This is a genomic window from Psychrobacter sp. P11G3 (genome assembly GCF_001435845.1).
Classification (GTDB): domain Bacteria; phylum Pseudomonadota; class Gammaproteobacteria; order Pseudomonadales; family Moraxellaceae; genus Psychrobacter.
The window spans coordinates 3,011,852-3,024,965 of the sequence record NZ_CM003596.1; the positions used below are offsets into that span (position 1 = coordinate 3,011,852).

11 protein-coding genes are annotated in these 13,114 nt (G+C 42.5%); 6 read left to right on the forward strand and 5 right to left on the reverse strand.

Annotation, left to right across the window (positions count from 1 at the left end):
• Positions 1-92 precede the first annotated feature (92 nt).
• Both AK824_RS12175 and AK824_RS12180 read left to right on the forward strand, forming a co-directional pair.
• Positions 93-1,049 (forward strand): response regulator, encoded by a 957-nt coding sequence (locus AK824_RS12175; RefSeq protein ID WP_057761920.1) that lies wholly within the window; start codon positions 93-95, stop codon positions 1,047-1,049.
• A 325-nt stretch (positions 1,050-1,374) separates the two neighbouring features.
• Positions 1,375-2,322, forward strand: coding sequence for an NAD(P)-dependent oxidoreductase (locus tag AK824_RS12180; RefSeq protein WP_057761921.1), 948 nt, complete (start codon positions 1,375-1,377; stop codon positions 2,320-2,322).
• A gap of 11 nt (positions 2,323-2,333) precedes the next feature.
• Here AK824_RS12180 and AK824_RS12185 read toward each other — a convergent pair whose 3' ends face one another.
• Both AK824_RS12185 and AK824_RS12190 read right to left on the reverse strand, forming a co-directional pair.
• Positions 2,334-3,836, reverse strand: a complete 1,503-nt coding sequence (locus AK824_RS12185; protein ID WP_082624702.1) for a flavin-containing monooxygenase — start codon at positions 3,834-3,836, stop codon at positions 2,334-2,336.
• Positions 3,837-4,053: 217 nt separating this feature from the next.
• On the reverse strand, positions 4,054-4,767 hold the full coding sequence (locus tag AK824_RS12190; protein ID WP_057761926.1) for an RluA family pseudouridine synthase: 714 nt from the start codon (positions 4,765-4,767) through the stop codon (positions 4,054-4,056).
• Positions 4,768-5,248: 481 nt separating this feature from the next.
• Here AK824_RS12190 and trxA point away from each other — a divergent pair, with 481 nt between their 5' ends.
• The 3 genes from trxA (at position 5,249) to AK824_RS12205 (ending at position 7,914) form a co-directional block, all read left to right on the forward strand.
• The gene (gene trxA / locus AK824_RS12195) at positions 5,249-5,575 is read left to right on the forward strand and encodes a thioredoxin (RefSeq protein ID WP_057761928.1); all 327 of its coding nucleotides are present in this window, start codon (positions 5,249-5,251) and stop codon (positions 5,573-5,575) included.
• Between the two features lie 525 nt (positions 5,576-6,100).
• Complete coding sequence (rho, locus tag AK824_RS12200; RefSeq protein ID WP_055125334.1) at positions 6,101-7,369, forward strand: transcription termination factor Rho; 1,269 nt, start codon at positions 6,101-6,103, stop codon at positions 7,367-7,369.
• 317 nt (positions 7,370-7,686) lie between these two features.
• Positions 7,687-7,914 (forward strand): hypothetical protein, encoded by a 228-nt coding sequence (locus AK824_RS12205; protein WP_057761930.1) that lies wholly within the window; start codon positions 7,687-7,689, stop codon positions 7,912-7,914.
• A 194-nt stretch (positions 7,915-8,108) separates the two neighbouring features.
• Here AK824_RS12205 and AK824_RS12210 read toward each other — a convergent pair whose 3' ends face one another.
• The gene (locus AK824_RS12210; RefSeq protein ID WP_057761931.1) at positions 8,109-8,996 is read right to left on the reverse strand and encodes a KPN_02809 family neutral zinc metallopeptidase; all 888 of its coding nucleotides are present in this window, start codon (positions 8,994-8,996) and stop codon (positions 8,109-8,111) included.
• A gap of 544 nt (positions 8,997-9,540) precedes the next feature.
• Between AK824_RS12210 and AK824_RS12215 the strand changes: the two genes are divergently transcribed.
• Positions 9,541-9,897, forward strand: a complete 357-nt coding sequence (locus tag AK824_RS12215) for a hypothetical protein (protein ID WP_057761933.1) — start codon at positions 9,541-9,543, stop codon at positions 9,895-9,897.
• 246 nt (positions 9,898-10,143) lie between these two features.
• Here AK824_RS12215 and AK824_RS12220 read toward each other — a convergent pair whose 3' ends face one another.
• Together AK824_RS12220 and pheT are read right to left on the reverse strand one after the other, a co-directional pair.
• A complete protein-coding gene (locus AK824_RS12220; RefSeq protein ID WP_057761935.1) occupies positions 10,144-10,443 on the reverse strand; it encodes an integration host factor subunit alpha in 300 nt (99 codons plus the stop codon).
• A gap of 215 nt (positions 10,444-10,658) precedes the next feature.
• Complete coding sequence (gene pheT, locus AK824_RS12225) at positions 10,659-13,058, reverse strand: phenylalanine--tRNA ligase subunit beta (protein ID WP_057761936.1); 2,400 nt, start codon at positions 13,056-13,058, stop codon at positions 10,659-10,661.
• Positions 13,059-13,114 lie beyond the last annotated feature (56 nt).

Below are 13,114 nucleotides of genomic sequence, written 5' to 3' on the forward strand. Positions count from 1 at the left end.
TATATTGTCGGCGCAGCTCAGTTATGCGCTGTGCTGACAACAGACATAATACTTACAACCTAGCCTCTATTATTCATCGTAAGGATACGATCATGAATGAAGTTAAAGATAACATACAACCCTCTGCTCTAAGTACTGAACCTAAACCGAAAATCGCGTTTATTGACGATGAACAACGCATTTTACGTTCTATGAAACTCCTCTTTCGTAAAACTCATGATGTTTTTATCACGACCGACCCCACTGAGTATATCGACTATATTAAAAACAACCATGTATACGTAGCAGTCAGTGACCAACGTATGCCTGAGCGTGTCGGTGTCGATATCTTACGTGAAGTAAAAGATATATCACCGTCTACCATGCGTATTTTATTAACGGGCTATGCCGATCTGAATGCCATTATTGGTTCTATCAACGATGGAGAGATTTATCGTTATTTGACCAAGCCCTGCAAGTCTGAGGAACTTATCGCTGTGGTTGGGCGTGCCACTGAAATCGCGTTGACCTACAATCCAGATGAAGATGCCGATCAGATTGATAGCTCAGACAATAAGCAAACCCTGTTGGTTATCGACGAAACAAATGAGCTAATCGAACAAATCCGCAAGCAGTTTTCCAATAATTATAAGGTACTGCATGCTGAAGGTTTAGAGGAGGCTTATGACTATCTGGCAAACTACGACATTGGTGTGTGTATTACTGACATCAATGTTAGTGGCGAAAACATTGCACCAATAATCTTCACTTTAAAGCAAGATGCACCGCATTTGGTCGTTTTGGTGCAAACTGAGTTTCAAGATGCAGGTTTGTTGATTGATTTAATTAACAAGGGTCAGGTCTATCGATGCTTGCCGAAGCCGATGCGCGCGAGCTTGCTAGAGATTAGTGTTAATCGTGCTTTTCAACATCATACTAAACTCAAAGCGAGTCCTGACTTGGTTAAACGTTATGAAGTCGAACACGACCCTGACAATGATGTGCGTATCGATTTGAGTAATCGCGTACGCAGTTTCATTGGCAAATTGCGCAAGCGTTTTTCTTTTTAGCATTTGTTATTAGCAGTGTTTGCAAAGTTGGCTTGATAGCGCTTGTAATACAAGCTGTGTCAACGAAAAAGTGCTTTGTCTAGCTAAAAGACCTCTATTTCAATATTGAAATAGAGGTCTTTTCTTTGTTTAAAATAACATCCATTTTATAGATACTGCTTTTACGCTAAAAATACAGTGAAAATGCCTTTTTACTGCTTGCTTCTTTTTGACTAAAAATACCAACGTGCTACATTAAGCCGATAAGAAATCATGCGATAGTAATTTATTCGCTAACTATCTATTCGCTAACTATCTATAAGACAACAATAAGTAAGGACTAGCCATGCAAGCCGTTTTTTTAGATAAAGGTACTTTTTCTGAAGGTATTGACCTGCCAGCCCCAATGGGTGTGAGCGATTACATCACTTATAACGACACGCCAAAAGACACGGCTGTCATCATTGAGCGTTGCAAAGATGCTGACATTATTATTACCAACAAAGTCCAGATTGGTGCTGAGGTGATAGAGCAGTTACCGAAACTTAAGCTTATTCAACTGACTGCTACTGGCATGAATAACGTCGATCAAGCCGCTTGCGATAAGCACGGTGTTGCGCTGTTCAATGTCGCTGGTTATGCGGTCAAAAGCGTGCCCGAGCATACCTTTATGCTAATGTTAAATGCAATGCGCGCAGGCATCCACTACCATCAGAAAGTCGCTGATGGTACGTGGCTGGCAAATGGCAATTTTTGCCTACTGGATATTCCGCTGATTGATTTGGAGGATAAGACGCTAGGTATCATCGGTATTGGCACTATCGGCAAACGCGTGACCGAAATCGCTCGTGCCTTTGGTATGACCGTACTGTGGGCAGAGCACCAAGAACGTGAACCACGCAGCGACGACTATACTGCGTTTGATGAAGTGCTAGCGCGGGCAGATGTGATCAGTCTGCACTGCCCATTGAATGAACAAACTGAGCATCTTATTAACAAGGATACTCTGGCAAAAATGGTTAAACAACCGCTCATTGTCAACGTCGCACGTGGCGGCATTGTTGATAGCCAAGCATTAACTGACGCGATTAATAGTGAGCAAATCATCGGCTATGCTAGCGATGTGTTTGAACAAGAACCGATCGCTGACGATGATCCGCTCCTCAGTATCAGCGACCATCCGCGTGTTATCTTTAGTCCGCACAATGCATGGGGTAGCAAAAGCGCCCAGGAGACCTTGTGGCAGATGTTAAGCAAGCAAGTTACTGACTTCATCGACAACCATCATCAATAATTACCAAGACGCTAACGAATAAACCGTAACCAGTCGTCTTTTATCTTGCGATACTTAAGCATGACTCGATCGCTTAGATAGTTGTTGGTCACGAACCAAGGATAGCGATCGCCTTGCTTAGGTAGCTCGTCTTTGCCGCGCCTGACATAACCAGACGATAGCGAACCCATCACGGTATCTGCTTGAGCACAGGCTGTCATATCTGTAGTCTGTGCTTGTGGTAATGCGACTTGACAGCGGTTTTTATGCATATATCCCAGTAGCCTCACTACATATTGACAAGCCAAATCGATTTTTAGTGTCCACGAGGCATTGGTATAGCCAAACAGTGCTGCCAGATTAGGCACGCCTTCTATCATGACTGCTTTATAGGTCATACGCGTGCCAATATCGATAGATTGACCGTCGATATATACCGCTGCCCCTCCCAGCATCTGTAGCTTTAAACCAGTCGCGGTAACAATAATATCAGCGTCGAGATGCTGACCAGATTGCAGCATAATCCCTGTTTCAGTAAAGTGACTAATTTGATCGGTTACTACTGTTGCGCGTTTGTCCTGCAGGGCTTTGAATAAATCACCGTCAGGCACCGCACATACTCGTTGATCCCACGGATTATAGTCAGGCATAAAATGGTTGCTATCAACGCCGCTACCTTTTAACTCTTTTTTCACACCATTTTTTAAGACTGCTTTCATCACCTTGGGTGCATGAGTCGCAACTTTGTACAGGCCTTGCTGCCGTAACACGTTGCGCGCGCGTAGTACCGTATAGGCCTGCTCTTTTGATAATGGTGAAAACTTGCCTGATAACCAGTCAATAGCATGGTCATCACCTGGCACGCTTGCTACATAGGTCGGCGTACGCTGTAGCATCGTGACATGACGTGCACACTGATCACTGTCTTTATCTACTAGCGCAGGTAGCAACGTCATCGCCGTGGCACCGCTACCAATAATGATGACTTTTTTATCATCATAGTCTAGATTGTTCCAATGCTGTGGATGAATGATTTGACCGTGGAAATTCTCCTCTCCATCAAAATGAGGGCGATAGCCCTGCTCATAATCATAATAACCAGTGGCACCTACGATAAACTTAGCAGTCTTAACAAACATCTCACCGTTTGCATGGTTTTTGATGGTTGCTGACCACTGTTGATCATCACTAGACCATGATATCTGCTGAACTTCGTGCTGATAGTGGATATGCTCGGTCACCCCAAATTCGTGTGCCGTATCAGCGATATAGCGCTTAATATCATCGCCTGCTGCAAGCATTCTATAATCAAGCCACGGCCTAAAGTTATAACCAAAGGTCAAGGCATCAGAGTCAGAGCGAATCCCCGGATAGGTAAATAAATCCCATGTACCACCCAAATCAGCACGCTTTTCTAAGATAGCAAAGCGCTGTGGAGGTTTATGCTTATTAGTCAGTTTTACCTGCTTTTGCTTTTTGGGAGCTTTATGACCGAATAGACCTTTATGCTGCTGTTGCTGTAAACGGCAAGCCATACCAATACCTGCGATACCTGCACCGATAATCAATACTTCATAGTCGGCTACTTTATCCGTCTTTGATTTTCTACCTTTAAGGCGGTTTTTAATGGCCTGTTTGGTAGTGGTGATATCAAGCATACTTTCATCCTTGTATTTGCATGACTGGCATTTCATAGCTGGCTTCAGAGCCGTTTATCACGTCTATTAACAGCACGCGGCAAAATCTAACGATTTAAAATGGGCAGGGACTTTCCCAGTCCATCCAAGCACCCAGTACCGGATGCTTTAAACGCAATTGCTGTGCATGTAAGTTCAATCTTGGTGCTATCTCTAATGCAGCACCTTCAGCATAAATCGGATCGCCAATCATCACATGATCGACATGGACCATATGTACGCGTAGCTGATGACTGCGACCAGTGACTGGCTTTAGCATGACCCGAGTGACTGCCTCGCCATTACAGGTTTCGTGAGCCACAACTTCGTATAACGTCAGTGCATGCTTTGACCAGTCGTGATCGACGATATGGCGCGGTTTGGTACTTGGCTCATAGCGCACTGGCACTGATATCTCACCAGTTGCGCCGACCTGCTCCCATTCACCAAAAACACGTGCTTGGTATTTTTTTTGCGGTAGACGTTCGATGAATTGCTTACTGATATTGGTTTGCGCTGCTGCATTTTTTGCAAAAATAAGCAGTCCTGAGGTGTCCATATCTAAGCGGTGAATCAATTTGACAGCTGGATTGGCACGCTCAAGACGTGCAAGCAGACTGACTTTAAGTGTTTTACCATCGACGCTTAATAGGCCTGCAGGTTTATCAACTACCCAAATGTCATCGTCTTCATAAACCGTAATTTCTTGCGCAAAATTTTTAAAAAACTCAAGCGGATAAGCGCTTTCTTGGGCATTGAGGGCATTAACTTCTTCATCGGTAAAAGGCATAAATTTAACTACTTATGTAAATTGGTTTTAAGATAAGGATTTTTGGTGGCTAGTCTTTTAGACATGATAGCTATATTTGGCACGATAGCCATTGTAGAAACAATGATTATTTGGACAGAAGGTCAAGACTTTGACTGATTTTTAACGTTGTTAATATCGCTAGCTACTAATCAATAACTACTATACAAACGAGGTATAAAATACGACTTATATTGCACTGAGATACATACTTTGATAAGTATAATCGTATCAAATAACAGATTAGATACTCTTGTGCTGCACCGTTTCGATTTATTGTGCTAATACTAGTTGTTAAACAATTTAACCAGCCTGTATCTGTCAAATTAGGGCAAACATGTTAATATAATGGCACATTTTCACCCCTTCTAAACAATTCTTTGACCACCAACCGATTTATTATTAAACCAATATATATGTTGATGAGTGGTGATAGAAGTAATAAAACAAGAGAGATAAAATTATGTCAGACCTTATTGTACATACTACCGACACAGACTTTGATCAAGACGTTCTACAATCAGACGTACCTGTACTAGTAGACTTCTGGGCACCATGGTGTGGTCCTTGTAAAGCCATCGCTCCTATTTTAGAAGATCTAGCGACTGAGTACCAAGGTAAAGTTAAAATCGTTAAAGTAGACGTAGACAACAACCCACAAGCGGCTAGCCGTTTTGGTATTCGTAACATCCCAACCCTGTTTGTATTCAAAGATGGCGAAAAAGTTGATTCAGTAATGGGCCTACAGCCAAAAGCTGAATTGGCTAAAGTACTAGACAAGCATTTATAAGTTACATTTGCTCGCTCTAGGTTACCCTGAGCGGGTAAAATAGAATAACTGAGAAAGCCATTATCTAACCAAGATAGTGGCTTTTTTGCTTGTTTTTTGTGCAAAAAACTCGATAATATGACTTTTTTGGCAAAATTTATTGACAACGCTATTGTGAAGACCGTATAGTCTGCTGACAAGAGAAAACCAACTGTTTTCCTAAGTATCTTGTCGCTATTCTCCTCGTGTTTATCAACAAAAACACAATCGTCATTATAAACACCATTGCTGAACAAAATGACTAAACGCAATTACTGATATTGAGTTTTTGACGCAGACTCTTATGTAGCCTTTTTTATCCTTATTTCTTATTACCTTGCATCCAATCATGGCAATGCGTACATAAGCAGACATATAAAACCAAAACTACATAAACTACAGCGCTGTGCACACACCCATATCATCATATTACCGTTATTTTAATCACTGTCGTGACTTGTGCTGCTAATGGCATCTCTCATCTGATCAATTGCTAATGACCTATCTATGAATCTTACTGAATTAAAGAAAAAATCAATCGCTGAGCTATTGGCTATCGCCAAAGAAATGGGTCTTGATAATATGGCGCGTAGCCGTAAACAGGACATTATCTTTGCTATTCTAAAAACCCATGCGCGTAACGGCGAAGCCATTTATGGTGACGGCGTACTTGAGGTTCTTCCTGATGGTTTTGGATTTTTGCGCTCATCAGAAGGCTCATATTTAGCCGGTCCTGATGATATTTATGTCAGCCCTAGCCAAATTCGACGTTTCAGTCTAAAAACTGGTGACAGTATCGCTGGTACGATTCGTCCACCAAAAGATTCTGAGCGTTATTTTGCATTATTAAAAGTTGGCGAGATTAACTTTGATACGCCAGATCGCTCACGTCATAAGCTTATCTTTGAGAACCTGACGCCCCTATTCCCAACTGAGCATTTAAAACTTGAGCTTGGTAACGGAACCACTGAAGATTTGACTGGTCGTATCATCGATCTAATCGCTCCGATTGGTAAAGGTCAGCGCTCTATCATCGTCGCACCGCCAAAAGCGGGTAAAACGATGTTGCTACAGACCATCGCGCAATCAATCACTCGTAATAACCCTGAATGCTATTTGATCGTACTATTGATTGATGAGCGTCCAGAAGAAGTCACCGAGATGGTACGTACGGTACGCGGTGAAGTGGTTGCTTCTACCTTTGATGAGCCACCACAGCGTCACGTACAAGTCGCTGAAATGGTCATCGAAAAGGCCAAACGTTTGGTCGAGCATAAGCAAGACGTGGTGATTTTACTTGATTCAATTACGCGTTTAGCACGTGCTTATAACACGGTCATTCCATCGTCAGGTAAAGTGTTGACGGGTGGTCTAGATGCCAATGCCCTAGAACGTCCAAAACGTTTCTTTGGTGCTGCGCGTAACGTGGAAGAAGGTGGTAGTTTGACCATTATTGCCAGTGCATTGATTGATACTGGTAGTAAGATGGATAGCGTTATTTTTGAAGAATTTAAGGGAACGGGTAACCAAGAGATTACGCTTGAGCGTGACTTGGCTGAAAAACGTGTATTCCCTGCGATTAATATCAAAAAATCTGGTACACGCCGCGAAGAGCGTCTATTGGACGAAGACAAGCTGCGTAAAGTATGGATTTTACGTAAACTACTTCAACCGATGGATGGCGTACAAGCTACTGAGTTCTTATTGGATCGCCTAAAAGAAGCGAAAACCAATGATGAATTCTTCGAGCAAATGAAGCGTAAATCACAAAACTAATTCTTGATTAGTTTGCTAGACATATTCAGCTTTGATTCAATATTAAGACTACCTATAGGTAGTCTTTTTTATAGCAGTATCGAAGTATTAACAGTTAAGCCAATTAAGCTATGCTGCTCTGTCGTTCACAGGCATTGCCGATGATACAGTACGGCAACATCGCTTACATCTCGTTTGCAAAGTTTAGCGTTTTTACTACGACTATATTATTAGTAACCGACTATTATGACAGACAGTAGGAATATACTTGAAAATATCATGGACACAGTATTTTGAAGGTATTGTATTTTAAACTTGATGACTTAATAGGTGATAATATGAAATTTGCTAAAACGATCGCAATGACTGCCATTACTAGCTCAGCACTAATCATGACTGGTTGTAACTCTTATAGCGGTATGAGCAACACTGCTAAAGGTGCTACTGCTGGCGCAGCAGCTGGTGCTCTTATTAAAAGCAAAGGCGACAGCAAAGATATCGCTCGTGGCGCATTGGCTGGTGCAGCGATTGGCGGTGCTGGTGGTTATGTTCTTGATAACAACTAAATCTTTCTACGCTGATATTATTTGAAAATTGATTGAGTAGTATCAGATAAAAGATGACAAAAAGCCTGCAATTCGTTGCAGGCTTTTTTGTGTCTTAATTTTGTTTATAAGTCCATGCACTAGACTTATAGTCAAAAACATCAGTATTACAAAACATCGTTAGTCAAATACACGATTATTAATATATATGGCCATTAAAGTGCACCGCTGAACGTATCGCAAGATTGTACATTACCGCTTTGTAGACCACGGGTGAACCATTCGACGCGTTGTTGACTGGTACCATGAGTAAAGTTATCAGGCACTACTGCACCACCACTCGCTTTCGCCAGACGATCATCACCGATTTGACTAGCTGCATTTACCGCTTCATCAAGATCACCAGCTTCTAAAAACTGTACACGCTCTTGATTGCGCTGTGCCCATACACCAGCAAAACAATCCGCTTGCAACTCTTGTAATACTGATAGCTTATTGGACTGTGCTTGAGTCACTTGCTGACGAGCTTCATTGACCTGTTGGCTAATGCCCAATAACGTCTGAACATGGTGACCTACCTCATGCGCTATCACGTAGGCCTGTGCGAAATCGCCAGCCTTGCCTTGGTTCTCTTCACCACCAGAGCCTTGCTGATCGCCTGAAATACCAAGATTCTGTCGCATCTCTACAAAGAATGACGTATCCAAATAAACAGTCTGATCCCCTGGACAATAAAATGGACCTGTTGCAGAGCTAGCACTACCACATGCCGAACTAACCTGACCATTAAACAAAATCAATGACGGCTCTTGATAAGTGCTACCAGCTTCATTAAAGATTTGATGCCAGACTTCTTCTGTATCTGCTAGTACAACTTTCACAAACTGCGTGTCTCGGTCTGTGCTGGTTGCCAGCTCGGTAGATGACTCACTACCACCACCTGTAACCGCTTGACCTGTCTGTAATGCGGTCATTGGGTTTACCCCAAATACCAACCACAAGATACCTGCGATGATAATACCACCAATACCACCACCGATCATCTTACCGCCACCTGTGCTAGAGCGCACATTCGAGCTACCTCGTCTACCTTGCCATTTCATAATTCTATTCCTCAAATATAGATTGATTCATTATTTCTATTAACTACTATCTCTACTAGCCACTACTTCTATTACTCATTACTTATGTTATATATTATTTGGCCAGTCAATTTGCGCTATGACCTAGTCTACTATCCTAAAAGCAAGGAGAAACCTATAAAACTGCTAACTTCACTAGTGTTTATGTAATATAGAATGATAATCGGACTATTTAACTTCATTTTTACTCATACAAACGGGATTAATATAGACAATTTGAGTTAAAAAACAAGAACCGAAAAAGCGCTCAATCCTTCTGATGTCATTGATTATACGTCGATTAATCTGGCTTCTTGTATTAAAAAGTATATCGGATAGAGAAAGTAAAATATTATTTTAAATTTTATTGTTACTTAATTGTACAGGCTATTTCTATTTACTTAGAAAACCTATAGAATGCGTGGAAGCTGAGTAGCTGTGACTAAGACTAGTTGAATTCTGAGAAATCTCGGATTTCGACCTTTGTTGCTGCTACTGCTCATTTCATTTTTCCGGAGAAAACCATATGAAACTTAAATTACTTGCTCTAGCTGGTATCATGACTGCAACTATGGGCCTTACTGCCTGTGATAGCAGCAAAGAAAACGCTGCTGAAGATTTATCTGACGCGCAAGAAGAAGTGCAAGACGCTTCTGAAGAGCTAAACGAAGCTGCTGCTGAAGGCGAAATGACTGCTGATGCTGACGCTGCTGTTGCTGGCGCTGAAGCTGACATCGCTGATGCACAAGCTGCAACTGCTACTGACGAAATGGACGCTGAAGTTCCTGTAGACGGCGACACCACTAGCGTAGACGTAGCTAGCGAAACTGATACTGCTGCTGTTGAAGCTTCTGACGAAGTAGTAGTTGAAGAAGCTCAGTAATTTATTGTTCATACAATAGATAAACTGTAGTAAAAAAAGGAGAGCCTATGCTCTCTTTTTTTATGTCTATCATTTATGATTTTAGTAGGTTTCTACTTTATAGATAACCCTAATATGCGATGCGTGCTGCAATATCGAAATATATAGATGTACGCAAAAATAACTAAGTGCAAATACGCACTAGCATTCTTATAAACTCACGATAAAACAGACACACTATCGTTCAGCGCAGTGCCAAACTAAGTATTAGCTATCAAACAAACGCTCGTCAACCTTCTGACGAAATTTTTGCCCTGTCTTAAAAGTAACCACACGGCGTGCAGATACTGCAACAGGCTCCCCTGTTTTCGGGTTACGGCCTGGACGGCTGTTTTTATCTTTAAGCTCAAAGTTGCCAAAGCCTGAAAGCTTGACCTCTTTGCCATCAATCAAACTCTCTGACAGCTCATCAAAAAAGTTCTCCACCAGACAGCGGCCTTCTTGGCGTGTTAGGTTTAGGTGACTCATCAAATGCTCAATCATGTCAGATTTGGTTAAGGTGCTCACAGTACGACTCCTATGCTATGTCGTGATGTCGAATATCATGGTTTAGCGGTATGAGGGTTAAGGCTAGCTATTATAAAGGTTTTTTGACCATTTTTTAACAAAGTCTTTATTAAAATCCTTTATTAATAACCACTTAACTTATGCTATGAATAGCAATGCTCCGTAGCCTCATGGTAAAAAGACTACAGAGCATTGGGGATAATACTTACTAAATGTTAGCTGTCGCGCAGCTGTACTGAATGCTGGTCAGTTAGCGCTTGTACCACTTTATCTGTGGCAGTCTTGACGGCTTCGTCAGACAACGTTTGCGTACTGTCTTGCCATATTAGTGCAAACGCTAGTGAGCGCTGACCTTCTGGTACTTTGTCACCTTGATAGACATCAAATAACCAAAGATCAGTCAACAAATTACCTGCCGCAGTTCGCACCGTTGTCTCTAGTGTCTGCAAACTGATGTCACTGTCTACCAAGATAGCAATATCGCGGCGTACTTGCGGGAACTTGCTTGGTGTCGTGATAGCATGCTGCTCACGTGCAATCGTCAATAGCGGTGCCAGTGACAATTGAGCGACCCATGTAGCCGGCAGATCTAATTGTTTAGCAGTATTTGGGTGCAACTGACCCAACCAACCAACGTATATATCATCGATATATAACTCAGCGCTTTGTCCTGGATGCAGGAAGCTCAGCGTACTACGCTCATAGCGGATACGTGCGCTATCGATTTGAGCTGGTAATAGCTGCTCAATATCATGCTTTAGGTCATAAAAATCTAACGCACGATTCTGATAAGCTTGTTCGCTCCATATATCACCAACTGCAACTAAAGCAATACTTGGCGTTTGTACTAAGTCCCTGATACTTTGTCCAACAAAGCTAAGACCCGTCTCAAAGAAACGTACGCGTGGCTGCTGGCGATTTAAATTATATTGTACGCAAGGCAGTAGACTCGATAGCAAGGTACGACGCATAACGGCCAAATCACTAGAGATAGGGTTTGCCAGTGCTAACACCTCCCCTAGCGCCTCATCATCAAGTAATGCTTCTAGTTTTGCATCACTAAAGCTAAAGCTGATAGCTTCCATGTAGCCATTATCAACCAATGCCAGCTTCATCTGATGCGTCAAATCTGCAGTATCATCATAATCCATGCTGACCTGCAAATGCGGCAGGACGCTTGGAATATTGTCATAGCCATAGATACGAGCAATCTCTTCGATTAAATCCTCGCGGATACTCATATCAAAACGATAAGATGGCGGCTTGCAAACTAATGCATCGCTCTGCTGCTCTACGTCAAAACCCAACTGAGTCAAGATACGTACCATCTCAGTTGGTTCAATATCAATCCCAATGACATCACGAACTTTCGCGATTGGCAATGTAATCGGTGCGCGTGCTGGCAAATGCTCAAGGTTTTCGGCCGCGACTATTTGACCTGCTTCCCCTCCAGTAATACTGGTGATTAAATCACAAGCTCGTGCCAACGCCAATGCTGGCAATTCAAAGTCGACGCCACGCTCAAAACGCTGTGATGCGTCCGTATGTAGCCCAAAACGACGTGCGCGTGCAGCAATAGCTAGCTGATTAAAGAACGCACTTTCCACAACGATATTGGTAGTGCTATCAGTGACACTGCTACGCTGACCACCCATGATACCAGCCAGTGCCAAGGCACCTTTGTCATCAGCAATCACAAGCTCATCACCGGTCAAGGTAACGGTTTGCTCATTAAGCAAAGTAATGGTTTCATCAGGCTGTGCCAAACGTACAACGATATCACCTTCGATCGTGTCTGCGTCAAACGCATGTAACGGTTGACCCAATTCCATCAATACATAGTTGGTCACATCGACCAAGAAATTGTGTGAACGTAGTCCTGACTGTACCAGCGCATCTTGCATCCATTTCGGAGTATCGATACTACGATCAATATTGCTAATCGATTGTAACAGATAGCGAGGACAGGCTTCCTTTGCATCAACTGTCACAGCTGGCGTTGCAGCAGTGCCAGCAGTATTGGCAGAGATTTCTGGCATTTGTACAGATAAATCGTTGATGACAGATATTTCACGAGCGATACCACGTACGCTAAAGCAATCACCACGGTTTGGGGTGATTGAGATATCCAATATTTGATTATCTAAACCTAGATACTCACGAATATCTGTACCAACTGGTGCATCTTCAGGCAGCTCAAGCAAGCCATCTATATCATCGACTAAATCAATTTCAGAAGCGCCGCATAGCATACCGTTTGAGGCCACACCGCGTAGCTTACTCTTTTTGATTTTAAACCCTTTCTTATCATCGCTTGGTAATATCGCGCCAACGGTAGCAACCGGTGCTTTCATACCGACGGTCACGTTAGGCGCGCCGCAGACAATTTGTAGCGGCTCAGCGTCACCGATATTTACTTGAGTAACACGTAATTTATCTGCATCAGGATGCTGCTCAATGCTGATGACTTCACCGACAACCACACCGCTAAAAGCACGGGCAACCGCATAGCGATCATCAATCTCAAGACCTGCCATAGTCAACTGTTCGGCTAACTGTTCGCTAGTATTTGTAGGGTTTACCCACTGACGTAGCCACTGTTCGCTAATTTTCATAAATATCTCGGATCAGAATTTTATAATAAAGATGTTGGAGTAAAGCTTGGCGAATT

Coding starts and splice junctions, on each gene's coding strand:
- pheT (WP_057761936.1), bottom strand. CDS start 13,058: ATGAAAATTAGCGAACAGTGGCTACGTCAGTGGGTAAACCCTACAAAT.
- AK824_RS12180 (WP_057761921.1), top strand. CDS start 1,375: ATGCAAGCCGTTTTTTTAGATAAAGGTACTTTTTCTGAAGGTATTGAC.
- AK824_RS12210 (WP_057761931.1), bottom strand. CDS start 8,996: ATGAAATGGCAAGGTAGACGAGGTAGCTCGAATGTGCGCTCTAGCACA.
- AK824_RS12215 (WP_057761933.1), top strand. CDS start 9,541: ATGAAACTTAAATTACTTGCTCTAGCTGGTATCATGACTGCAACTATG.
- AK824_RS12205 (WP_057761930.1), top strand. CDS start 7,687: ATGAAATTTGCTAAAACGATCGCAATGACTGCCATTACTAGCTCAGCA.
- rho (WP_055125334.1), top strand. CDS start 6,101: ATGAATCTTACTGAATTAAAGAAAAAATCAATCGCTGAGCTATTGGCT.
- AK824_RS12175 (WP_057761920.1), top strand. CDS start 93: ATGAATGAAGTTAAAGATAACATACAACCCTCTGCTCTAAGTACTGAA.
- AK824_RS12185 (WP_082624702.1), bottom strand. CDS start 3,836: ATGGCTTGCCGTTTACAGCAACAGCAGCATAAAGGTCTATTCGGTCAT.
- AK824_RS12190 (WP_057761926.1), bottom strand. CDS start 4,767: ATGCCTTTTACCGATGAAGAAGTTAATGCCCTCAATGCCCAAGAAAGC.
- trxA (WP_057761928.1), top strand. CDS start 5,249: ATGTCAGACCTTATTGTACATACTACCGACACAGACTTTGATCAAGAC.